Source organism: Natronincola peptidivorans (assembly GCF_900111615.1).
In the GTDB taxonomy this organism is placed as follows: domain Bacteria; phylum Bacillota; class Clostridia; order Peptostreptococcales; family Natronincolaceae; genus Natronincola_A; species Natronincola_A peptidivorans.
In genome coordinates this window covers 115,196-138,701 of record NZ_FOHU01000002.1, presented here as the reverse complement: position 1 = coordinate 138,701, position 23,506 = coordinate 115,196, and the positions used below count along the sequence as shown (strand labels likewise).

Here is a 23,506-nt window from a genome sequence, read left to right as displayed (position 1 = left end):
ATTATAGCATATTGTAAAAAACCTGTAAGTAATAATTATACAAATATGACAATTTATCTCCATTTATATCCCTTTGAATAAATATACTTATTATTTTCAAAGGGAATTTTTGTAATCAAAAACCAGCCCCCTTGTATAATTTATTCATACACTGAGGTGACTGGTTTTCTGTAATAACTAAAAGACTTTTATCCCTTTATAATCGCGTCATTTTTTAAAACTTCAGCTTTATCAGTTCTCTCCCATGGAAGATCTATATCTGTTCTTCCTAGATGACCATAGGCTGCTATTTGTCTATAGATTGGTCTTCTTAGGTCCAAATCTCTGATGATGGCCGCTGGCCTTAGATCAAAGTGCTTTCTTATTAGCTGTACCATTTTTTCCTCTTCTACCTTACCTGTACCAAAGGTTTCAACCATGATAGATACTGGTTGTGCTACACCTATGGCGTAGGCCAATTCGATTTCACATTTATCTGCTAATCCAGCTGCCACGATGTTTTTTGCTACATATCTAGCAGCATAAGCAGCAGAACGATCTACCTTTGTTGGATCTTTCCCAGAGAAGGCCCCGCCGCCATGTCGGGCATATCCACCATAGGTGTCTACGATGATCTTTCTACCGGTTAATCCAGCATCACCCTGCGGTCCACCAATAACAAATCTTCCTGTAGGATTGATATAATATTTGGTATTTTCATCCAATAGCTCTGATGGAACAATTTTGTCAATAACATGTTCTCTTATGTCGATTTCAATGGTTTTTCTGTCTACCTCAGGACTATGCTGTGTAGAAACCACAATAGCGTCTATTCTCACTGGCTTGTCTCCATCATATTCAACAGTTACCTGTGTTTTTCCATCAGGTCGTAAATAGGATAGGGTTCCATTTTTTCTAACCTCTGATAATCGTTTTGCTAGTTTATGAGCTAGAGCAATGGGTAGAGGCATCAGCTCAGGAGTTTCGTTGCAGGCAAAACCAAACATGATTCCTTGGTCACCAGCGCCGATAGCTTCTAGTTCATCCTGCATCTCTCCTGTTTTGCTTTCAAGGGCTTCATTCACCCCCATAGCTATATCAGGAGATTGCTCATCAATCGCTGTTAATACTGCACAGGTATCAGCATCAAAGCCATATTTAGCTCTTGTATAACCAATTTCTTCAATAGTTTTTCTAACCACTTTTGGGATGTCTACATAGCATTCTGTTGTGATCTCCCCAGCCACCAATACAAGACCTGTTGTTACAGATGTTTCACAAGCCACCCTTGCATTTGGGTCCTTTGCAAAGATAGCATCTAGTATTGCATCTGAAATTTGATCACAGATTTTATCTGGATGTCCTTCTGTTACAGACTCAGAAGTAAATAGTCTTCTTGCCATAATATATTTTCCTCCTTTGTAATAATAATTTTTTATGTATGCATATAGGTTTTCTAAATTAACGATGAATTATTATTGTTATTCTTATTCTTTCTCTAAATAATATCCTTTAAACAATTGGTGGTGAATGAAAAAATAAAAAACCTCTTCTCAAAAAGAAGAGGCATAGTTCACCATATTGTGTTTCCTCATCTTTCAGAATTAAAATTCTGTAGGATTTAGCACCATACTTTCTATGGTTGCCGGGTTTCCTCGGGCCCTTCCCTCCACCGCTCTTGATAAGGTATCAAGATTTTATTTAATTTACCAAGGACTATCATATCACCACTGGTTTTATCTGTCAACAGGTTTTTTCTCAATTCTTGTCCCATTTTGTCAAGCCTATTGATGCTTTGTGAAGCTGGGTAAATCAATCACTCTATCATTTTATTCACCCTGCTTTTTTTCATTTTATATCGCCATTACCACATAGCTTAATAAAAACATAATCACCCCTGCAATAGTAGCTCCTACAGCAATAGCTGGAAAAGCATATCGAAAGGGAATATTGAAGAGAATAGCTGCTAAGCAACCACTCCATATACCAGTGGTGGGTAGTGGTATTGCCACAAATAGTATTAACCCCACAATACTGTACTTTCTTATTTTTTCACTATTTTTTAGGGTCCTTCTAATCGTTCTTTCTGTAAATTTATAAAAAAGCTTTGTCCTTTTTAGGTAAGAAAATACTGGCTCTATTAGTATAAGCAAAAAGGGTACTGGGATTAAACTGCCTATTATTCCCAATAGGGTAGCGTGTAGTGGATGCATTCCCAAAGAGACTCCTATGGGTATTGCTCCCCTTAGCTCCACCAATGGCATAGCAGCTATCAGCAGTACCATGAATTCCTGTGTAATGATTTCCATGATCTTTGCCATTGCTTCACCTCTATTCACTATTTATTATATAGCTGTGAAATAGAGAATAGAACTATTGGGGCTCCAGTTTATTCTATGAATAACCTTTTATTCTTATATGTTAATGTATTAACATATTTAAAAAACATGGCAAAATATTCATATTTTTTTATGACATATTATGTTATAATTAGATAATCATAATGATATTTAGCTGTAAATAATACAATGTTTTTGCTTACTTTTAGATTTTTTGCAAATTTTGACAAGATAATAAATAGACCTCTTAAAAAAAAACTGGTTTTTGATTAGGGGGAATGATGAATGACTAGATTGGAAGAGTTAAAGGTAGAAATAAACAGCCTGAGAAACAAATTAGGCAATTATCTAGATAGTAATGAAGACTACGAAAAAATATTTAGCTTAAATATAAAGATTGATCAATTGATTGTAGAGTACCATCGATTGTTTGATAGAAAAGAAGCTCAATAGGAGAGAAAATAATCTCTCCTATTTTTTATTTTTTGGTAAAACCTATAGGATAAAAGTAAGTAAAGGAATGGTGATCAAGGACAGCAGGGTTGTGATAAATACACTTTTTGATGCCAAATAGTGATCAGAGTTATATAGGGTGGCAAAAACCGCTGTATTTGCAGCAGCAGGCATTGCTGTAATCACTACAGGGATTCCTAAGGCTAATCCTCTAAATCCAAAAGTATAAAGGATTGCCATTATAATTGCTGGTAAAAGAATCAATCGGGCAATAGCCAAGGAAAAAAGCTTTTCTTCTCTAAATACCTTCTTTATGGGTATATCCGCCAATAAGGAACCAATAATCAGCATAGATAGGGGTGTAGTAGTATTCCCTAGACTATCTAGTGTTTGAAAAATAGTGGGTGGCAGCTCAATTGATAGTAGGAACAAAGTAAAGCCCGTAACTACTGCAATAATTCCTGGACTTAATAATACCTTTCTATATTGAATTTTGGTTTTTTCTTTATCATTGCTTCTGGACATGACATGAACACCAAAGGTTAAAAGGAAAAAGTTAAACGGAATATTATATAAAGCCGTATAAAAAACCCCTAGCTCTCCGTAAATAGCATTCACAATAGGGTATCCCATGTATCCTACATTTGAGAAAATTAGGATAAATTGAAAAATATCCCTTTTCTTTCCCTCTACTCCTAGAAGCTTCGGAAATCCATAGGAGGTACCAATAGCAATGGCATAAACAAAAATGGATACCAGGATCATTTGCATGCTGTCAAACAGCAAATCCCTTGAAAATTCAAATTGCATGGACTTAATGATCATAGCTGGAAGAGTTACCTTCATTACTAAGTTGCTTAACCCTTCATTTAAGGTATTGCTGATATATTTTAGCTTCTTTGCTCCATAGCCAATCAACATGGTTAAAAATAAAATCAAAATCTGATTAAAGGTTGCATAAAACGTCAAGATGTTGTCCCCCCAATATCAATACTTTATAGTTATTATTATATAATAACAAAAACTATAAAGTATCACAATGAGGGAAAAAACTCAGAAGCGACAAAAAAGGTAAAACGAAGGATAAAAATCCTTCGTTAAAATCCTATGTCTTCTCTTATCAGTGGTTCCTCAATAAAGATATGTCCCATTAATGTTTCTCTTTTGCTGCCATCTACTAAAATCTGTACTGCCTCTATCTCTGGCAGTTCTGTCAGAGAGTATACCACCTGTTGTAGTACCAATGATTCCTGCAGGGTTCCTCCACTTAGTTGCTCACTTGAGAAATTAACGTAAACTATTTTTTCTGCTGTATCCACGCTGAGTACTTTTAGGGTATCTAGGGTAGTGGATAATTCTTCTTCCTCAGGCTGGCTTTGCAGCTCTGCAATAATAATTTCCTCTATTCCTCGTTCACCTACTGTAATGGTTTTTTCTACAGGGATTGTACTTTCAAGACCCTGATCCCCTGTCATGATGTAGTCATAGTTGGCGAAATACAAGGTTACTACTATTTCTTCTCCCTCTGGTGCCGGGTCTATTACAACATCTTCTCCATTCTGAGGATTTTCTGTTTCTGTTAGAGGTGCTGGAGCCTCCTGCGGTGCTCTATTGCATCCAACAAATGTAAGTATTAAAGAAACTGCTAATAGGATTAACCCTAGTTTTAAACCGATTTTTTTCATCTCCATCTTCCTCTCTCTATTATAATCCTTTACTTAATTCTATTATAAACGTAGATTATGAAATCACAATAAACAAGTGTAAAGAAATTATGAAGAAAGCCTGAAAGAATTATTAGGAATATAAATGGTAATAACAGTTCCCTGATTTTCTTTGCTTTCTGCAGCAATATCCCATTGGTGCAGCTGTAGGATTCTGCTGACAATAGAGAGGCCGATTCCAGCTCCACCCGTATCTCTAGAGCGGGATGCATCTGCTCTATAAAATTTCTCAAAAATAGACTTTATTTCTTTTTCTTTGATGCCTATTCCATTATCTCGAAGCTTAATAACATAATGATTTTTTTCTCTTTTTCCAGTAACAACTAAGGTTCTTTTCTCTTTTTCTGTATCTCTATATTTCAATGCATTATCAATCAGATTGATAAATACTTCCTTTATTCTATTGCTATCACAGATGATATTGGGTGGAGATTGTAAATCAACAGAAATCTCTACCTCATACTTTTCCGCTAATGGATTTAAGATTTTTACTGCATCCTCTAAAATGGACTTAATGGAGTGAACATCAGTTTTAATCCCCTGCTCCTCGATTTTTGTCAAAGATAATAAGGAATGAACCAAATCCGATAGCCTATCAATTTCTCCATCCATATCCCTGAGGTATTCTCGATATACTTCAATATCATCTTCTCCATAGAGCAAAGAATCAATCAAGGCTTTGATAGAAGCTAAAGGAGTTTTCAGCTCATGGGATACATTGCCTATGAATTCTGTCCTTCCTTTATCTATACGATACAGTTCCCGGCTCATATGATTGAAATTTTCTGCCAGCCTGCCAATCTCATCCTTGCTTTTTATTTCTACCTCTTCCCCTAGATGCCCTGCACCTATCCGTTTTGCTTTTTCAGACAATGCTACGATGGGCTCTGTCATCCTTTGACTAGCAAATATGGCAACAACAACACCAAGAATAGCAGCTGCAATAGAAATCATCATTAACTGCTGTCTAAAGTCAGAGATAGCTGCAAAAGCTTCATCTACACTGACAGATATCAATACAGCCCCCAGTACCGTTCTGCCTGCCTCCGTTGTCTGTAGTATGGGTACCGCCGCCTGTAATATATATTTGTCCGTTTGATAATAACCAAATCTCTCCTGCTTCTCAAAGGCATATCTGATTTCCTGATTTTCTATGACTGTGCCTTCTAGTAAATGAAAGCTGTCCAATATCACTCGTCCTTGTTGATTTAGCACCAGTATCCGACCCTCTACTGTTGGCATATACTGTTGGATACTTTTCTTTAGCTCTAGGTGATTGTTTATATGTCCTCGACTTACATTGGATAGAATATTAGCAGTTTTCAAAGCATTTACCTCAATTTCTCGCAGAACTGATTGTCTCATGTTTTCTACTGATAAGTAATTGATTACAAGTAAGGGAAGGATAATCAGCATAATGTAAATGCCCGCCAGCTTCTGTCTTATGGAGGAAAACATATCCATCAATCCCTTCTAAAGTAGTACCCTACACCCCATTTGGTCTGAATCATAGGCATATTTTCCTCGTGGTCCTTAAGTTTTTCTCTAAGATTTTTGATATGCACATCAATGGTTCGGGTATCCAAGCAGGGCTCCTGCCATACCAATGTGAAAATTTCCTCCCTTGGAAAAACCCTGCCTTTATTTCTTATCAATAGCTCCAATATATCAAATTCCTTTGGTGTTAATTCAATTTCTCTAGCACCTTTTTTTACAATCCTATAGTTAGAATCCACTACTAGATCTCCAGAGGTATAAAGACTCTCTTTCTTTTCATGGACTTCCTGCTTCTCCAGTCTTCGTAGTATAGCTCTTATCCTGGCAATAACCTCTCTTGTATTAAAGGGCTTGGTCATATAGTCATCTGCCCCCAGCTCTAGGCCCAATATTTTATCAATATCACTATCCTTTGCTGTCAGCATAATAATCGGTATATCACTGGTTTGACGTATCATCCTACAGAGGCTGATTCCATCAATCTTGGGTAACATCAAATCTAAAATGATCACATTATAATCATTGGTCTCAAATGCTTTAAATCCCTCCTCACCATCATGTGCAGCAGCCACCTGAAACCCTTCCTGTTCTAGGCTCTTTTTTAACCCTTTTACTAATAATTTTTCATCATCAATGATTAATACCTTCATACACTCAGCTCCTCTCAGAGAGGGACAAGGGACGGTTCTGCGTCCCTATGCTGGCGTAGGGACGCAGAACCGTCCCCTGTCCCTTTTTTGTCCTTATAGTTGATTGGTGATGTGGCTCATTAGTTGTTGTATTTTTTCTTTGCAGGTATCTAGAGCGTCCTCTACTACTCCGCAGTAGATTTTTAGCTTTGGTTCTGTTCCCGAAGGTCTAAGGGCTACCCAAGCATCCTTTTCTAATAAGAATTTTAAGACATTTTCCTTTGGCAGCTTATCCTGCTTTAGATAGTCCTCTACGGTCTTTACTTGATAGCCTCCTATTTCTGTAGGAGGATTATCTCGAAAGGCTTGTAAAGTACCTTGAATCTTTTCCATTCCTTCTTTTCCTTCTAGCGTGATGGATTTTAAATCCTCTAAGTGATACCCATATTTCTCATATAGGCTTAGTAAACCTTCATAGAGACTTTGCCCCTTGCCATGATAGTAGGCTGCCATCTCACAAATCAGCATTGAGGCTACTACTGCATCCTTGTCCCTAGCATGGGTTCCTGCTAGATAGCCATAGCTTTCCTCAAATCCAAAGAGGAAGGTTTTTGCTCCCGATGCTTCGTATTCCTTGATTTTTTCTCCTATATATTTAAAGCCTGTTAAGGTGTTAAACACATCTACACCATAGCCCTCGGCAATAGTTGCTCCCATTTCACTGGTGACAATCGTCTTAATTATAACAGCATTAGAAGGCAGCTCCTGCTTTTCTTTTAGGGTAGATAAAATATAATCCACCAATAGTGCGCCTGTTTGATTCCCTGTTAAAACAACGTATTCACCTTCTTGATTTTTCACTACCGCTCCTACCCGATCACAATCAGGGTCCGTACCAATAATCAGATGTGCATTTTCCTTTTTAGCTAAATCAATTGCCAGCTGAAAGGCTGCTCTCTCTTCAGGGTTTGGATAGCTGACAGTAGTAAAATTGGGATCCGGCAGTTCCTGTTGAGGTACCACCAAGACATTTTCAAATCCTACTTTCTTTAGAACACTTCTTATAGGAAGATTGCCCGTACCATGGAGAGGGGTAAAGACAATTTTAAAGTCTTGGCTTACCTGATGTATTGCATCACCTCTAAGAGATTGGGCTATCACGGCTTTTTCATAGACTTCGTCCACTTCTTCTCCTATGTATATTAGTAAACCTGCCCTTAATGCCTCTTCCTTATCCATAGGAATACTGGTATAGTAGTCATAAATCAGCTGAATTTCCTTCGTAATCTCCTCAGCAATTTTTGTTGCAACCTGAGCACCATCCTCCCAATACACCTTGTAGCCATTATAGGCAGGAGGATTATGACTGGCAGTTACAACAATCCCTGCAACAGCCTTCAGATGCCTTACAGCAAAGGAAAGCTCTGGGGTTGATCTCAAATCCTCAAATACATAGGCTTTTATCCCATTGTTAGCCAGCACAAGGGCAGCCTCTTGAGAAAACTCCCTAGACATATGTCTACAATCGTAAGCAATGACTACTCCTTTGCTTATAGCTTCTATCCCTTTATTTTTTATATAGTTTGCCAGCCCTTGGGTAGCCTTTCTCACAGTATACTTATTCATTCTATTGGTGCCGGCTCCAATAATGCCCCTTAGTCCTCCCGTTCCGAAGGATAATTCTTTATAAAACCGATCCTCGATTTCCTTTTCCTGCCCCATAATCCCCTTTAATTCTTCTCTAGTATCTTCATCAAAATGCGGATCAAACATCCAGGCTTCGTAGTTTTTGATGGTATGTATATCCATTTTAACGCCTCCAACATCATTCAATAATTTTCCATTAATTGTGAATCCTTAAATGGAATAAAATATCCTCTCAGCTAAACTATACTTTAATCTTTCCATATTCTATATCTATTATTAATACCTGCACTACTATTATAATATTTTTTTCACAATTTACCAACTTTTTGTCATTTTTCTCTTAGAATGATGTAGGATTCAGTTGTTGCAATATCATAGTAGCAAAACAGAAACCCCCTAGAGTTTTTTTCTAAGGGGCTTCATGGTGTCTAATTAACAATTAGCTAGTCTACTTCTTGGTTGCAAGAGCTTTTACGATAACAGTTGCTGCTTCTGCTCTCTTTGCATTTGCTTGTGGTCTAAAGCTATTATCTGTATATCCACTGAAGATTCCGTAACTGCTGGCAATCTCTATATAGCTCCTAGCCCAAGAAGATATGTCCTCGTTATCTGCAAATATCTTCTTATCTACATTTGCTAATTTCTCCAATTTCATAGCCTTTACTATCATTACTGCCATTTGTTCTCTAGTAATCAAATCATTGGCACCAAAGGTGGTATCATCGTAACCGCTGGCAATACCATGAGCTAATGCTGCCGCTACATATTTTTTTGCCCAATGATTTTGTGTGTCATTGAATACTTTTTCTCCCCTCAGTTCCAGATCAAGAGCTTTGATTAGTATTGTCACAAATTCAGCTCTTGTGATATTGTTTTCTGGTCTGAAGGTACCATCCCCATATCCGCTGATAGAGCCAAGTACTACTAGCTCTTTAATATACTTTTCTGCCCAATGTCCTACTATATCTTTAAATTCTATCACTGTTTCCACTGCTTGCATTTCTTCTTGTTCATCCTCTTCTGTACCTTGGCTGTCACTGCTACTGCCGCCTCTATCTCTACTAGGCCTAGCACCTGTGGTGATAGATAAGCTATTGGAAACGTCTGACTGATAGCTGTCCTTTATTGCTCTTACTTCATAGTGATAAGTAGTACTGTAATTGACAGTATCAGTATAACTGGTGTCATTTACAGAAATAATGGTTTCTTCTAAGTTGCTTCCTTCTCTCCGTATGAGCTCATAGGTTGCCCCATCCACAGCACTCCAACTTATAGTTGTCTTGTTACCTGTAGCAGAAGTATCCATCAGCTGTGGTACATCCACTTTTTCTGCAATGGCTACTGCACTTAAATCTGTCTCAAAGTATACATCGTCTCCGTTTACAGTAGCTTCTCTATATTCCCAAATGCTTCCGTTGAAATGGAAAGCTCCTACTCTATCAGTTGGAATATTTATAGGTTTTGGTAGAACTAACATGACTCTTCGGTTATCTAAACCAACTACTGTTATTACCAACTCTAACTTTTCTTCTGTTTCTTCTACCACCCTGATATGCAAGTTTGTGCTTCCTGGAGGCACTACGATTACCATTTCTATGGACTCATGGGTGATACTTATTGCAGTATCTTCTGTCACGCTCCCTAGCTCAGCTGATGCTACATGATCCACTGTTACCAGCGTTACTTGTCTTACTGGTATAACTTTTAAAGTTATTGTTTTATTAACCCCTATTTCTTCTATAGTGATAGAAAGTTCTTGTGTTCCTACTGTATTTAATGTTAATGGAATTTCAGCTCTACCATTATTGAAGTTGATATCTCCATGTAATACTTCCATATCATTCTTAGTTATTTTTACTATAGAAGGCCCATTTACTCTTATTCCTTTTTCATCTCTAGCATTTTCTATTTTTATTCTAAATTCTTTATCTTGAATCGCTTTATCAATGGTAACAGCTTTAAAATCAGCCTCCATATCATCTGTTAATACCATATCCTCAAAGAATCTAACACGGATTCTTGGTCCTACTGAACCAACAGAAGCATTACCTGTAACCGTCACATTGTCTCCTAGCTTAAAGCGTTCCATAGCAGCTCCTACATAGCCGTCTACATGGATATGGGCGATTCCGCTGCCATCATTAATTCTGAAGTAGCTTTCTGTTTGATTGTATTCTACGATTTCACCGCTTGTAGTAATCAACATACCAGAATATGCTGGTTTCATAGCATCGACTGTGGAAAGGACTGTAGGCTCTATTTCCTCTCCTGGTCCAACATAGAGGACCTGATAATTATAAGTGCGGTAAACAATTTCTAGTTCTCCTTCAAAGTACTCTACTTGACCCACAACAATAACCTCTGTTCCTACTGGTAGGTTATTTTTCGTTTGAGTCCCATAAACATTAACACCAGATGTTTCGTCCTGAATATAAATTACATCAAAGAAATGATCGGTTGGTGCTGTCACCATTCCCCTTACTGATACAATATCACCTTCTGCTGCATTGTCTCTTACATCCTTGATGGTTCTAATCCTATCATAACCAGCCAACCAGTCGATTGTCTGAACGGTTAGAGCTGTATTGCTGACATCATTGCCTATTTCAAAATCCGAGTAAAAATGTCTTCCAGCAGCTACAAGTCTACCTTGACCTACATTTTCTTTGGCTATGATTGGTATCATTTCTCCATTTAAACTTCCTTTTTGGTTGTAGACATAGGCACCACTTCCTGGATTAGCATTATAAGAGGTAGCATTTCCTCCTAGTATGATCTCTAAGCCTGGGGCCGAATTATTTGCTAATGGCGCAAGAGATCCTCCACTGCCAGCCGCTGCTAGAGAGCTTCCGCTAAATATCCTAATAGCCTCCATATTTTTATTCAGGCCGCTTTCAGTTTCTGGCATATTATAGGCCATTACCGACCAAAACATCTCTCCTTGATATTTTCCAGATCCCTCTAGCTCATAGATATTATCATGGTTAAATCGTATGTTTGTTCCAATTCTTTGCATCAATGGATTTAACATAGTAGGATTATGCCCATGGTTAGATTTATTTGCCAGCAAAATAGCACCGCCATTAGTTACCCATGCTGCAATAGCATTCTGTTCTGCCTCTGTATAATTATTGGATGTGCCATGTGGAGTATTGATAATCAATACATCTACATCCTGAAGCATAGCAGATGTTATAGGCTTTTGAGTATTAATAACAGCTTCATAGCCATATAATCTAAGCATTTCTATGATTTCTACCACAGTATCTGGTACATCCGTGTTATTATGTGACCCATCAAAAACAACTTTTTTCCCAATTGGTTTTACAATAGTAATTCCCCTAGAAATCTCACGAACTGTTGTAACATTTGGAATTTCTGTCATCACTGCAAAAACTCGGTGCCCTCCATCTAAGTTAGGCGGTATCCATGTGGTAGTCAGTTCTACACTGCTGCCGGCAGGAATTCTATCTGTGGTTTTAGCTGTTCCTATAAGATTATTTGCCTTTGTAGGATCATTTAAGTAGAACTTAACCTCTGCCCCTTCTTCTACGGCACGAATACCCATGTTGCTGACTGTAGCCTCTAGTGTTGTCTCTAATCCCGGCAATGTAGGATTGGGACTAATTTTTAATCCAGTAATTTTCAAATCATTTTCTCCACCTACTGTAAAGATAGGAGAAGAATGTCCCCATTTGTTATTTTGCTGGATTACCTTCACTACAAACCATTCAGCTCCGCCCTTTGTGATAATGGATGGATTCCATACTACTTCATTAGTACCTCCATGGAAGGATTTCTCCATCAGTACATTACCACCATTGGTGATAAGCTGTACTTTTTCAATAGGTACTGCACTATCTTCTACTCTGATTTCAAAATCTATAGTATCTCCAGCCTGGGTATTTAATACGCTTCCCATCCACTGTTCGTTGCCTTTAAAGGTTAAGTAGAGACTTCTTGTCTCTGTAGAATACATCCTTCTAGCGTTCATAGCATCAATTAAAGTATCCGTCTCTAGATTTTCTGCAATAATCACTGTTAAAGTATTGGGATCTCCCCAATTCTCTGCATGATTATCCTGTGCATTCATGGCACCCACTCGCCAGCCATTGTCTAGTGCTCTCCAGTAGTGGGCTTCTGCTCTAGAATAGCTGTAAGGTGGCGCTCCATTAGCTACCTCTATACCATTTACATAGGCATCTAGATGTGGTACATAGGCAAGATCATTAAAGGAATCATCTGGCCAGTTTGGATGATTAAACATGTTAAATATTTTTGCTCCCGGTCTTGTGGATACATCAACGATCCAATCATAGTATTCACTTAAAGGCACCATCTGGCTTTTAGCCTCTACATAGGTATCGCTATTGATGGTATTCATATGTCCCCAAATGCTGGAGGTCATTTCAAAGCCTCTCATTGCTAGAAAATCATCATATTTTTGGTTTATTGCTTCTGCTTCTAATCTTGTCTTCCACCATTGTGATGCTTCTCCTGTAGTAGGATTCACTTTTTCTACGAATTCATTGCTACCAGCATCAAATTCAAATCTTCCGTTGTTTACACCATCAAGCCAGTTAGAGTGATCTGTAATAATAAGATAGTCTAATCCAGTATTTCTTGCGTGCTCAAAAGCCTGAGCAGGTGTCCCTGCTCCATCGGAATAGGCAGTATGAGCGTGAGGAACACCAAAATAGAAGTTATATTGAGTATCCCTGTTGACGATGGTAAACTTCCAGCTAAGCATCTTTTTCTTGCCTGTTATATCTGGGACATGAATGGTGACACCATGATCTCCATAAGCTAATGGTTCAACTACTTGATAAGATACAAGATCATTTACACTATCTATTTGAGGCATTACTTCTACACCATTTATAAATAGTTTTATATTATCATAATCGATAGCGGCAGGATTTATTTCTGCCTCCTCTATCCTAGCAGAAATTAAAGGCTTTGTATCAAAGATAGTGGTGAAATCTGCCGGTCTTGTATCTAAAACCAACGGCAGTCTTGGATCCTGCTGTCCTGGAGGAACAGCAAAGGCTAAATACTCTCCATCAATTAATTTTATTTGAGATCGATTATGATAGGCAGCTATACCTGTTACAGTATACCAATCTCCTACCTTAATCTCATCTAATTCAAAATTAGTCGCTCTAGCAGTATAGATATATACTATCCCTTCAGCGTCCTTTGCTGTAAACCCAAAGTTGTCTTTTCCAGTTACTTCAAAGGGGAGCTTTGTATTTACAGGCATGCCCTCTACATCATAGCTGACATAGTATGGAGTGTTTATCACCGTTTCATTAACATTATCCCAGCCCGTTACATGCCTTATGGCTGGCTTGCTAAGATAATTTTTTTCTTGTCCCGTTACCAGTACCATTCTCCCTACTGCATCAGGGTTATGATGGGGATTAAACTCTGTACGGTATCCTGCTGGTAATGCTACATCAATGGTTTTGCCAGGATTTGCTCTATCTGCTATCTGCATAGCAAATTCATTGTTTGGTAAAACATCTGTAATTATGCCTCTTACTGTAGTGGTTCTGTCGTTACCTGCATAGTTATCTAGGGCTTGACTTACACTAATAGCATTTTGGGTATGGCCTACATCCTTTAATGTCACTTTTACTGCCTCAGGTAAAGTGTTATCTGAGGACTTGATTTCAATATTTTCTAGATTAGAAGGTCTGAATTGAAGTTCACCATTATATTCTCCTAAGATTCCGATTACTTCAATAAAATCTCCAACCTCTATTTTATCTTCAATATTAAAAATAAATAATTGTATTCCTGTGTTTTCGTCTTGAATATAAGCTTCGTTGCTGCCATGGATGGCTGTTACTAAGCCTTTTATAGTAGCACTTGTTTCTAGTGGTAATCGCTTTACTTGAGAAATCGTTAGTGGCCCTTCATCAATAGTATAAGTAAAGGTTCTAACTTGACTGTTCTCCATTCCTTCTTTAACTGCTATTGCTTTGATGGTGGTATTTTCTTCAATAACTATTGGATTTGTGTATTCTGTACTATTTGTATTTGGATTACTTCCATCTAGTGTATAATAGATTGCTGCTCCTTCCGTGTCAGTAGTTAGTACAATCTCTGTACCTTCTTCTATTATTCCAGATGATGGATTTGCAATTACTGGTTGTACAAAAGTAGATGGATCAATTTCCTGCAAATCCACAGTTCCTCTTATCATAAGCTGATAATCGTTATTAAATTGTCCTAAAGGCGCTGTAACGGTAACCATTTTTCCGGCTTCAAAGAAAGCTGCTTCTACTGTGTTTTCTACCCTCAGAATAATACTTCTACCTTGTGTGTCTTCAGCAGTTACACTGTAGCTTCCACTTTCTCCACCGGAAGTAAGTATTAAGTTTTCTACTCTTAACAGCTGTCCCTGAAGGCTTTTATCTACTTGGTCTATAGTTACTTCTCTATGTTGAGGTATTCCTACATTTTTTTGTAAATCTAGGATGTCATCTTGAGATCGAACATTAACCTGCACTAGATTAGCATAGGCTCCCATAGTACCTGTAACTTTTATCTTGTCACCAATCTCCCAACCATTGCTAAAACTACTGCTGCTTAATCTTGCTACCAATCCTGCTGTTTCATCCTGGTAGAAGATATTTTGTCCATTACCTAAGATACCGGTAATAACACCTTCTACTGTTGCTGGTTCTCCAGAGTCTAATGCTCTAGCCTCCGCTATAGATATAGCTTCCCCTGGGATAAATATAGTATATTCAAAGGTGCTAATATCACTTGGGTCTAATCCATCCTTGTAGGCGATCGCTTTGATGGTGGTTGCTTCAGCTATACTAATAGGTGCTTCATATTTGGTACTGTTTTGATCTGGGTCAGATCCATCTATTGTATAATAAATCTCTGCATCCTCTGTGATAGTTGATAAGGTCACTTCTGTATCTTCTTCTACTGCTCCTGCTGGTGGGTTAGCTGTAACATTGGCTGTTTTTGTTTCTTGGGTTTCTGCCCATTGAATGCTTATATTGGTGTTAGTAGTACTTCCAATGCTTTCTTGATTGCTATACAAACCTCTTGTCCCAGTAATAACCACTCTTTTCCCTATAGCATTAGAATTATTTACAGGACTAAAAGTAGATTTTTGATCAGCGGTATTCATTCTTACAACCAGTTTTTGATTATCTGACGGATTGTCCATGGTATCACTAATAGTTAATCCATGATTCTGATTAAAACCTTCTAGTATATAGGCTTCTACTATAACCTCAGTGCCATGGTTTTTCAGTTTACCCTGCGCTACAGTTAAAACAGTGTCTGGTTCATCATCATCTGGTGGTTCCTGGGGCTCTACTACAGTAACTGTATGTACTCCACTTTCAGGATGTCTAGCTGTAGTATTACTGTCTGCTGCTTCTATGTAATATTGAATATCCTCTGTAACTTTATTTGCTGGTATGGTTGCTGTGTAGGTGTCTCCAGAAAGCGATGGCGTGATAGATGTGAATGAAGATGTGCTGTGTTGTTTATAGTAGACTATCGATGTTACTGTTCCTTCATTGTTTGCTGTCGTAAAGCTGATGTTTATAGGGTCACCTGCCTCGATTGTAGTAGATGTAGTAGGAGTATGATTTATTGCGAGTGGTTGTGGTTCTGGGTCCTGAGGTCCTCCAGATGAATAGGAAGTCCAGGTGATGTTGTCGATGACTAACTGTCTATTTTGACTCCCTCCAGTAATATGCCGTATTTCAATTATAATATTTCCCTCTACATTAATATCCTTAACCGAAAAAGTATGTACAGTATCATCTTCTCCACTAGATGACCCAAAGGTAATAGATTTCCCCTTAGATTGTCCATTGATGAAAAGTTCTATTTGTCTATCTCCGGTTCCTGTAAATGCTTTCCTCATTTGTACAGAAAAGCTGCCTATTCCTCCTGTAATAGTATCAGAAACGATTTTGCTATTGTCTCCTGAGCGCCTTAACAAAATGCCTTTCCCATCTATAGGATAAGATTGTTCTCCTGTAACATGGGTGTGATTCCATTTTATTCCATTGTTTCCTTCAAAACTGCCTTCAGTATATTGATTTCCACTTAAATTATGATTATCAAAAGTCTCCACAAAAGTCTGCTGAGATTGAGCAAATGCCGGTGGTGTGAATCCAGCTATGCTTGTCAATACTAACGACAAAACTAATACTAAGCTAAAAGCTCTACGTATCTTTTCCTGCAAAACAATACCCCCTTTTCTCTTACATTTCTTCTAGTTCTCCTTGTGCTCCAAATTCTCTCGCTGCTCCCTATTTGCTTTTTGACCATCCATCACCATCCTTAAGTATTATTTCAATAAAGTCATTTAAAGGAATACCCATACAACAATTCCTGTCATATAACGTATTCCAGTACAAACTTCCTATAATGCCTAAAATCCTTAATAAATTCATCTAATAAATAATAAAGCTTTTCCTTATCCATCTGCAGCAGTAAATCTTCATTGTTTTTTAAAATACCATAGTTTATGTTTTTAGCTAAGCTTTTCGTGAGCCATGGTGGATATACTCTGTTTGTTCCTAGTATTTTTACTATTGCTTCTGGTTCATTGGAGTTAGAAAAGTCGTAATGTTCAAGCATTTCTTTTGATGCTTCAAGAATAAGCTTGTATCCTAGGATGATGTATCGTTCTGCTCCTCCATAGATCAATGGACTTTTTATAAAAACGATTTTTTCTGTTGTGGCTGCAACTGATAGGATTTCTGCATAGATATCTAGCTTGTCTAGTTTTTGTTTAAAGTTTATCATGTTTTTACCTCTCTTCTTCTTCATAATCACCTCTTCTTTGCCAACACTTGCTTATAATTATTTATATTTTATACTATATATACATCTTTTTCCATAGCTATATTTGAAAGAATAGGTGAAATTTTGTCAAATTTTCCTCATAATATTGTTGATTTTGTGAATAGGTGCTAAAAATAAAAAGCCAAAGCTTTTGCTCTGACTTTTTTAATATTCCTTTGATTTTTTATTTCTCTTAGAATTAGAAAATATCTAGATAGCCTATCAATATCATAGCCGCTTCAGCTCTGGTAATTATGTGATTTTCAGTAATCGTACTATATTGAAAGGTGCTATCCTCCTTTACTTTATTTAGAATTCCTATCATTTCTACTTCTATTATCATTTCATCGGCAGCAGCTAATGCTGTATCATAGTCAGGTATTATCCCCTCTGTTGCAGCCACAGCTATATATTTTTCTGCCCAATGCTTCAATGTTTCTTTTGCATCCCCTTTGACTTCAACTGACAAATCTAAAGCCTTCATCAGCATTGTAATAAACTCTCCATAGGTAATAGGATGATCAGGTTTAAAGCTGCCATCTTTATAGCCTCTGACAATACCTAGTTCAGCTAAGGCATTTATGTATTCCTGTGCCCAGTGGTTTTCTATATCTATAAATGCTATTACATCATTCTCCTGGGATATTTCCACTAATTCTGTCCCCAAAGCCATCTCAACTACTTCTTCTGTGCTCATGGGTTTCTGTTGCCCATCACTTGTATTCGTATTTCTACTGCTCTTTTTTCCCTCTTCCTTTTCCTCTGCTGTATCATCCTCTAGATTATCTTCTTTCTCTTTTTCTCCGTTCTTTTGATTTGCATCATCATCTTCTCTTTCTCCAGACTCTCCTTCATTAGGTCCTTCTCCATTAGGTGGTTCTTGATGAGAATCCCCATTATTTGTTCCTCCTTCGTCAGAATCTGGCTGCTGGGGCTCCGCTGGAAGAACTTCGATTCTATAGGTACCTTCCTCTGCCACTGGTACCCTTACCACTTCATCCTGGTCCTCCGCCATGATATAGTACTGAATGTTTTGCAGAACTTCCTCAGCAGGGATCACAGCCTCACCTTCTAGGAAACTAGCTATTCTAAAGGAGGCTTCCTCGTCATACTTATAGTAGACTGCAGCCGTCACTGTACCATTGCCTCCAGTTGTTGTTATTTGCAGTTTGATAGCCTTTTGAAATACAGCGGTCTCCTCCGGCGGTGTGTGCTGGATGGTTAAAGGTATCCAGCTATAGCTAGATGCTCTTATCAGCCCTGGCATAAAAAATGGATTGTTTAATGTACCAGTAACCTCCACCTGTCTTCCAAAGTTTTCAGGATTCGTCGCTAGATTTAAGGCTTCTTTAACCTCTTTATAAGTATCAACAAATCTTACTGGAAATAGTTTGCCATCCTCTATTTCATTCAGATTGTCCACTAGCACTATATTCTCTTGTGTAAAATCCCCTCCCTTCGTAATGAGGATCGGCCCCTTTGTAAGGTCTAGAGAATGTTGCATTGCACCCACAATATATCCCCTTACTGTTACCACAGCACCGGCATTATGATTTATAGCCTCCTGAACCGATATGCTGGTTGCAGCAAAAGAATACTGAAAGCTTATAGAGCTAACAATCATGCTTATAACAAGAAAGAATATCCATGTCTTAACCAAGTGCTTTCTTCCTTTACTCACAAATTAAACCTCCCTTAGCCAACCTAATAATAGTTTGGTTAGCGCTTTTTCATAACTATTCTCCCTTTCTCAATAAAATCCTCCAAATATGTAATATTTTGTATTTATCTGCATAAAAAAATCAGTAGGATCTTCTACTGATTTTATCTTATTTACTATTTATTATTCCTTATCAATCATGGCAAAGGTTATGTTGGCAGAGCAGGCCAGTTCGTCACCTACGTATGCTTTTCCTTCTGCCTTTACAATACCTCTCCTAAAGGCTGTAATAAGAATCTCTAGCCTCAATACATCCCCTGGTACCACCTGTCTTCTAAACTTGCAACTGTCGATCCCTGTAAAAACTCCTAGCTTTCCTTTGTTTTCTTCCATGCTGGAGCAGGCTATCCCTGCCACCTGAGCTAGGGCTTCGACCATCAACACTCCTGGCATAAGGGGTACCTCTGGAAAGTGCCCCTGAAAAAATGGTTCGTTTATGGTAACATTTTTAATGCCTATGGCTGATTTACCTGGCTCCATTTCTATGATTTTGTCTACCAATAAAAATGGATAGCGATGAGGAATTAATTTTTGTATTTCTTTTATATCTAATTCCATTAGGTCTCCTTTCTTTACTTTACAGGATTTCTGGTGGTTCTTGATAGCTGATTATATAGCTCTTGAGCAAGACCTATTCCTCCACCTTTTGCCATATCCTTTGCTATTTCTTCATCCTGCATTGATTCGTACATTTCACGGGCAAAGCTTTTTTCTACCAGACCGCCGTCTGGAACTGTTTTTCTCATTTGTTTTAGCATCATATCTAAAAACAAAGATTCAAATTCTCTACATACCTCCATTAGTTTTTCTGGGTCCTCTGGAGTCTTTGTATTTTCTATAGTATTACCGATTTTACTTGAATTATTTAAATGCAGCATTGCATCATTTATTTTCATCTCACTACACCAACCTCTATTGAAATTAAAAGTTTAGAATGAAAAATGTAAAATTTCAACCTAGAAATTTTTAAACCATCGATTCTGACTTTGATTGGATTTTACATAGCTTTTTTGACCTTCATTTTGCATTTTTCATTTTGCATTTTGCATTTTACATTTTTCATTTTTCATTGCTCTTATCTATTATCTCTTTAAGTTGTTAGCCATGCCCAGCATATCATCTGCTGTTTGTATGGTTTTTGAATTTATTTCATAGGCTCTTTGAGCTGTAATCATTCTCACCATTTCATCAATAATCTGTACATTGGAGGTTTCCAGGTATCCTTGTCTAAGGGTACTGGTTCGATTTTCATCCTCCATAGGAATCTCTTCTCCAGAAGCAACCGTCGCTCTATATAGGTTTTTCCCTATGGACTCTAAGCCTTCTGGGTTAATAAATTTCACCAGTTTGATGGCTCCTATCTCTTCTATTTCACCATCTTCATTCTCAGCTGTCACAATCCCCATCTCGGATATATTGATGTTTTGCATTCCCTCCATAAATACGATTTCATCATCAAAATCAGAAAGAATGGTATAGCCATCAGCGGTAACCAATCGCATTTCGTCCATATCCACACTAAGCTTAAAGTTTCCATCTCTCGTATATAAAAACTCTCCTGTGGGGGTCTCCACTACAAAGAAGCCTTCTCCTTCTATAGCTACATCAAGAGGATTTTCTGTATGCTCTAGGTTGCCGTTGGTAAAAATCCTTGATGTTGCCATAGGCATCACCCCATGACCTACCTGTAGGTTTACAGGACTACCGATTCCATCATTTAGATCAGTTTTCCTCATGGTGGTATATAATAAATCCTTAAATTCTACCTTTTGTCTTTTATAGCCTGTGGTATTTACATTTGCTAGATTGTTTGAAATGGTATCAAGATTCAACTGCTGTGACTTCATACCAGAAGCCGCTGTCCATAAAGCACGCATGGAAAATCCCCTCCTAATTATGTATATTTCCTGAATTATAAACCCTTATTATACTTTACCAATATCATTAACTGCTTTCTGAAGAATCTCATCATATGCTTGCACTACTTTCTGATTGGATTCATAAGCCCTCAAAACGCTAACCATGTTTACCATTTCCTGTATAGGATTGATATTGGAGCCTTCTAAAAATCCTTGTAGTATTTTGCCTTGAAAATCTTCTATCTGAAGCTCTGCTCCCTCTACTGTTTCATAATATCCTGCACCATATTTTCTAAGTTCATGTACATTCTGTATATCCACCATTTGGATTTGATCAACCAATTGGTTGTTTACTATCACTGCACCATCTTCTGCGATGCGAAAATCCTCTATCTGAAAATCTTCCTCCAAAAGAATAGAGCCAAATTGTCCTATTAAGAAGTATCCTTCCTTGGTAACAATTTCTCCGTTATTGTTTAAAGAAAAATTGCCGTTTCTTGTATACATATCTCCCATAGGTGTACTTACTCTAAAAAATCCGTTTCCTTCTATGGCTAAATCCAGTGGATTTGTAGTTTCTTCTAGGGTCCCTTGGTTAAAATAGGTTTGTACCTTTTCTAATCGTAAACCACTATTGAGGGTTCCAATGGTATTAGCTCCTGGTCTAGAGATTAAGTTGGCTGCCACTTGTCCGTTGGCAATCACTTGTCCTCTTTCATTGATCTCTATATTATTGTTTTCTACCTGTATTCTATTGCCAGTGTTATCTAAAATATAGTTACCTTCTGATGTGTCAATCATTCCATTGACATCTCTGTAAAAGGTTTTAAGATAGCCCTCTTCATCTACAGCAAAGTTGGTAAAAGAGCTGTGGCTTTTTCCTAGAGCGCCCTCTGCAGTAAAGTAACCGCCTTCTGTAGAAAGCCTGTAGGCTTCTCCATCTCTTTCTACCTCCACCACTAGATTTCTGCTATAAGGCTGGGACTGCTGCTGTCCATTTATTTTTTTAATCAGCACCTCTGGAAATGCCTCCGCCACCAATACATCCTTTTTAAATCCAGTTGTATTTACATTGGCTATATTGTTTGATGATACATCCAGCTTTTTTTGACTGGTCTGCATAGCTGAGGTAGCTGTATAAAGTCCTCTTAACATATTCTTTTCACCCCATTTGTAAGGTTGCACACTTTCATTATATCTATCGGCTGCATCCCGGTAAAACTTTAGTCCTATTTATGCCACAGCTATAGGTGGATGTGAACTCTATGCAAAAATGTACAATAATAGCAATAGCGGAGAATTCTCTCCGCTATCATTTTATTATCTTCCACTTATTATCTTCGACCTTTATTACCCTTCAATTGACTTTCTAATAAATGTAAGGATTCTAGTGCCTTTCCGGTGCCTTTGGCTACACAGGAAACGGCATTTTCTGCAACTCTAACAGGGATACCGCATCTTTTGGAAATCATTTTATCTAGTCCCCATAATAGTGCTCCTCCTCCTGTCATGATGATTCCTTGATCTGCGATGTCAGATGCCAGCTCCGGCGGTGTTTTTTCCAGTACAGAATGTACGGAGTCAGCAATGGTCATAATACTTTCCTCTAAAGCCTCCAGCATTTCTTCACTGGTTACTTCTATATTCACTGGTAAACCAGAAACAAGATTTCTTCCCCTTACATTCATGACCTCGTATTTTTCTCTAGGATATGCACCACCGATGGTGATTTTCATCTCCTCCGCTGTTCTTTCACCAATCATGATGTTATGCTTCTTTCTCATATAACGTATAATAGCTTCATCAAACTTATCTCCTGCTACTTTAATAGAATTGCTTACAACAATCCCACCTAAAGAAATAACCGCAACATCTGTCGTTCCTCCACCAATGTCTACAATCATATGGCCATTAGGCTGAGCAATATCTAGTCCCGCTCCTATGGCTGCAGCAATTGGCTCCTCTATCAGATATGTCATTTTTGCCCCTGCTTCATTAGTAGCATCAATAACAGCTCTTTTTTCTACTTCTGTAACGCCGCTAGGTACACACACAATAATCTTAGGCTTAAAAATCCATTTCTTTCCTACTGTTTTATTAATAAAATATTTTAGCATTTTTTCTGTAACCTCATAATCAGAGATAACACCATCTTTTAGAGGTCGGATAGCAACAATATTTCCTGGTGTTCTTCCCAGCATTCTTCGGGCTTCCTGCCCTACAGCCAAAATACTATTGGTATTTTTATCAATGGCTACCACCGACGGCTCCTGCAATACGATACCTTTATTTTTTACAAAAACTAACACACTAGCGGTACCTAAATCAATACCAATATCTGAGTTTAATCCGAACATTTTTTCCCCACCTTCATTTTTTTCAATTTATTATATGTATTTTAGTAAAAACTTAATAGTATTTTATGATTTTCTCAACAGTTACCATTCTAGAATTACAGCAAAAAATCCTTCTTTATTTTAAATTTTTTTAAAAAAATTGTCATAACGACAAAAATCTCCTGATACATCAGGAGATTTTTCAATCCTTCATTCCTACAGTTTTTTCACTTTTATATTTCATTTTCGTTGCTCTGCCACCTCTTATATGTCTTTCGGCCTTATTTACTTCAAGTATATTTTTTACTTGATTTGCCACTAGAGGGTTTATCTTAGGAAGCCTTTCAGTAACATCCTTATGAACTGTACTTTTGCTAACTCCAAATACCCGAGCGGTTTGTCTAACAGTAGTTTCTTCTTCAATGATATAACGAGCTATATCAACAACTCGTTTCTCTATATAGTCCTTCAAGTGTGTGACCCCCCTC

The 23,506-nt window shown here is 37.7% G+C and carries 17 protein-coding genes and 1 riboswitch; of the genes, 1 reads left to right on the top strand and 16 read right to left on the bottom strand.

The annotated features are described in order from the left end of the window. Nucleotides 1-188 precede the first annotated feature (188 nt). Both metK and BMX10_RS03355 read right to left on the bottom strand, forming a co-directional pair. A complete protein-coding gene (gene metK / locus BMX10_RS03360; protein WP_090439332.1) occupies nucleotides 189-1,382 on the bottom strand; it encodes a methionine adenosyltransferase in 1,194 nt (397 codons plus the stop codon). 185 nt (nucleotides 1,383-1,567) lie between these two features. After that, nucleotides 1,568-1,667, bottom strand: a riboswitch (SAM riboswitch). A gap of 165 nt (nucleotides 1,668-1,832) precedes the next feature. Beyond that, complete coding sequence (locus BMX10_RS03355) at nucleotides 1,833-2,300, bottom strand: COG2426 family protein (RefSeq protein ID WP_090439329.1); 468 nt, start codon at nucleotides 2,298-2,300, stop codon at nucleotides 1,833-1,835. A gap of 303 nt (nucleotides 2,301-2,603) precedes the next feature. Here BMX10_RS03355 and BMX10_RS17715 point away from each other — a divergent pair, with 303 nt between their 5' ends. Further along, complete coding sequence (locus tag BMX10_RS17715; RefSeq protein WP_139176370.1) at nucleotides 2,604-2,771, top strand: aspartyl-phosphate phosphatase Spo0E family protein; 168 nt, start codon at nucleotides 2,604-2,606, stop codon at nucleotides 2,769-2,771. 42 nt (nucleotides 2,772-2,813) lie between these two features. Here BMX10_RS17715 and BMX10_RS03350 read toward each other — a convergent pair whose 3' ends face one another. From BMX10_RS03350 to spoIIID, 14 genes are all read right to left on the bottom strand, one after another. Next, nucleotides 2,814-3,740, bottom strand: coding sequence for an AEC family transporter (locus BMX10_RS03350; RefSeq protein WP_090439326.1), 927 nt, complete (start codon nucleotides 3,738-3,740; stop codon nucleotides 2,814-2,816). A 128-nt stretch (nucleotides 3,741-3,868) separates the two neighbouring features. Next, a complete protein-coding gene (locus tag BMX10_RS03345) occupies nucleotides 3,869-4,456 on the bottom strand; it encodes a GerMN domain-containing protein (protein WP_170834661.1) in 588 nt (195 codons plus the stop codon). An 87-nt stretch (nucleotides 4,457-4,543) separates the two neighbouring features. Next, nucleotides 4,544-5,959, bottom strand: coding sequence for a sensor histidine kinase (locus tag BMX10_RS03340; RefSeq protein WP_090439320.1), 1,416 nt, complete (start codon nucleotides 5,957-5,959; stop codon nucleotides 4,544-4,546). Beyond that, nucleotides 5,959-6,642 carry a response regulator transcription factor gene (locus BMX10_RS03335; RefSeq protein ID WP_090439318.1) on the bottom strand — a complete coding sequence of 228 codons (684 nt, stop codon included), beginning with the start codon at nucleotides 6,640-6,642 and terminating at the stop codon, nucleotides 5,959-5,961. Before BMX10_RS03335 ends, BMX10_RS03340 begins: the two co-directional genes overlap by 1 nt. Before the next feature lie 93 nt (nucleotides 6,643-6,735). Beyond that, entirely contained in the window at nucleotides 6,736-8,430 is a 1,695-nt protein-coding gene (locus BMX10_RS03330) for a phospho-sugar mutase (protein WP_090439316.1), read from the bottom strand. A 286-nt stretch (nucleotides 8,431-8,716) separates the two neighbouring features. Beyond that, entirely contained in the window at nucleotides 8,717-16,498 is a 7,782-nt protein-coding gene (locus BMX10_RS03325) for an S-layer homology domain-containing protein (RefSeq protein ID WP_090439314.1), read from the bottom strand. 152 nt (nucleotides 16,499-16,650) lie between these two features. Beyond that, nucleotides 16,651-17,088 (bottom strand): hypothetical protein, encoded by a 438-nt coding sequence (locus tag BMX10_RS03320; protein WP_090439311.1) that lies wholly within the window; start codon nucleotides 17,086-17,088, stop codon nucleotides 16,651-16,653. Nucleotides 17,089-17,302: 214 nt separating this feature from the next. Continuing rightward, nucleotides 17,303-18,784 carry an S-layer homology domain-containing protein gene (locus BMX10_RS03315; protein WP_090439308.1) on the bottom strand — a complete coding sequence of 494 codons (1,482 nt, stop codon included), beginning with the start codon at nucleotides 18,782-18,784 and terminating at the stop codon, nucleotides 17,303-17,305. 162 nt (nucleotides 18,785-18,946) lie between these two features. Next, nucleotides 18,947-19,381: a 3-hydroxyacyl-ACP dehydratase FabZ gene (gene fabZ, locus BMX10_RS03310; protein WP_090439305.1), complete on the bottom strand. Its 435-nt coding sequence runs from the start codon at nucleotides 19,379-19,381 to the stop codon at nucleotides 18,947-18,949. A 14-nt stretch (nucleotides 19,382-19,395) separates the two neighbouring features. After that, nucleotides 19,396-19,719 (bottom strand): rod-binding protein, encoded by a 324-nt coding sequence (locus BMX10_RS03305; RefSeq protein WP_090439302.1) that lies wholly within the window; start codon nucleotides 19,717-19,719, stop codon nucleotides 19,396-19,398. 186 nt (nucleotides 19,720-19,905) lie between these two features. Next, complete coding sequence (gene flgG, locus BMX10_RS03300; RefSeq protein WP_090439299.1) at nucleotides 19,906-20,700, bottom strand: flagellar basal-body rod protein FlgG; 795 nt, start codon at nucleotides 20,698-20,700, stop codon at nucleotides 19,906-19,908. A gap of 48 nt (nucleotides 20,701-20,748) precedes the next feature. Next, nucleotides 20,749-21,837, bottom strand: coding sequence for a flagellar hook-basal body protein (locus BMX10_RS03295; protein ID WP_090439296.1), 1,089 nt, complete (start codon nucleotides 21,835-21,837; stop codon nucleotides 20,749-20,751). 179 nt (nucleotides 21,838-22,016) lie between these two features. Further along, nucleotides 22,017-23,039 carry a rod shape-determining protein gene (gene mreB, locus BMX10_RS03290; protein ID WP_090439293.1) on the bottom strand — a complete coding sequence of 341 codons (1,023 nt, stop codon included), beginning with the start codon at nucleotides 23,037-23,039 and terminating at the stop codon, nucleotides 22,017-22,019. Between the two features lie 181 nt (nucleotides 23,040-23,220). Further along, nucleotides 23,221-23,490, bottom strand: a complete 270-nt coding sequence (gene spoIIID / locus BMX10_RS03285; protein WP_090439290.1) for a sporulation transcriptional regulator SpoIIID — start codon at nucleotides 23,488-23,490, stop codon at nucleotides 23,221-23,223. Between the last annotated feature and the right edge of the window lie 16 nt (nucleotides 23,491-23,506).

Bases quoted from the DNA above. Each gene is read 5' to 3' on its own strand.
- metK (WP_090439332.1), bottom strand. From the start codon at position 1,382: ATGGCAAGAAGACTATTTACTTCTGAGTCTGTAACAGAAGGACATCCA.
- BMX10_RS03355 (WP_090439329.1), bottom strand. From the start codon at position 2,300: ATGGCAAAGATCATGGAAATCATTACACAGGAATTCATGGTACTGCTG.
- BMX10_RS17715 (WP_139176370.1), top strand. From the start codon at position 2,604: ATGACTAGATTGGAAGAGTTAAAGGTAGAAATAAACAGCCTGAGAAAC.
- BMX10_RS03345 (WP_170834661.1), bottom strand. From the start codon at position 4,456: ATGAAAAAAATCGGTTTAAAACTAGGGTTAATCCTATTAGCAGTTTCT.
- BMX10_RS03340 (WP_090439320.1), bottom strand. From the start codon at position 5,959: ATGGATATGTTTTCCTCCATAAGACAGAAGCTGGCGGGCATTTACATT.
- BMX10_RS03335 (WP_090439318.1), bottom strand. From the start codon at position 6,642: ATGAAGGTATTAATCATTGATGATGAAAAATTATTAGTAAAAGGGTTA.
- BMX10_RS03330 (WP_090439316.1), bottom strand. From the start codon at position 8,430: ATGGATATACATACCATCAAAAACTACGAAGCCTGGATGTTTGATCCG.
- BMX10_RS03320 (WP_090439311.1), bottom strand. From the start codon at position 17,088: ATGAAGAAGAAGAGAGGTAAAAACATGATAAACTTTAAACAAAAACTA.
- fabZ (WP_090439305.1), bottom strand. From the start codon at position 19,381: ATGGAATTAGATATAAAAGAAATACAAAAATTAATTCCTCATCGCTAT.
- BMX10_RS03305 (WP_090439302.1), bottom strand. From the start codon at position 19,719: ATGAAAATAAATGATGCAATGCTGCATTTAAATAATTCAAGTAAAATC.
- flgG (WP_090439299.1), bottom strand. From the start codon at position 20,700: ATGCGTGCTTTATGGACAGCGGCTTCTGGTATGAAGTCACAGCAGTTG.
- BMX10_RS03295 (WP_090439296.1), bottom strand. From the start codon at position 21,837: ATGTTAAGAGGACTTTATACAGCTACCTCAGCTATGCAGACCAGTCAA.
- mreB (WP_090439293.1), bottom strand. From the start codon at position 23,039: ATGTTCGGATTAAACTCAGATATTGGTATTGATTTAGGTACCGCTAGT.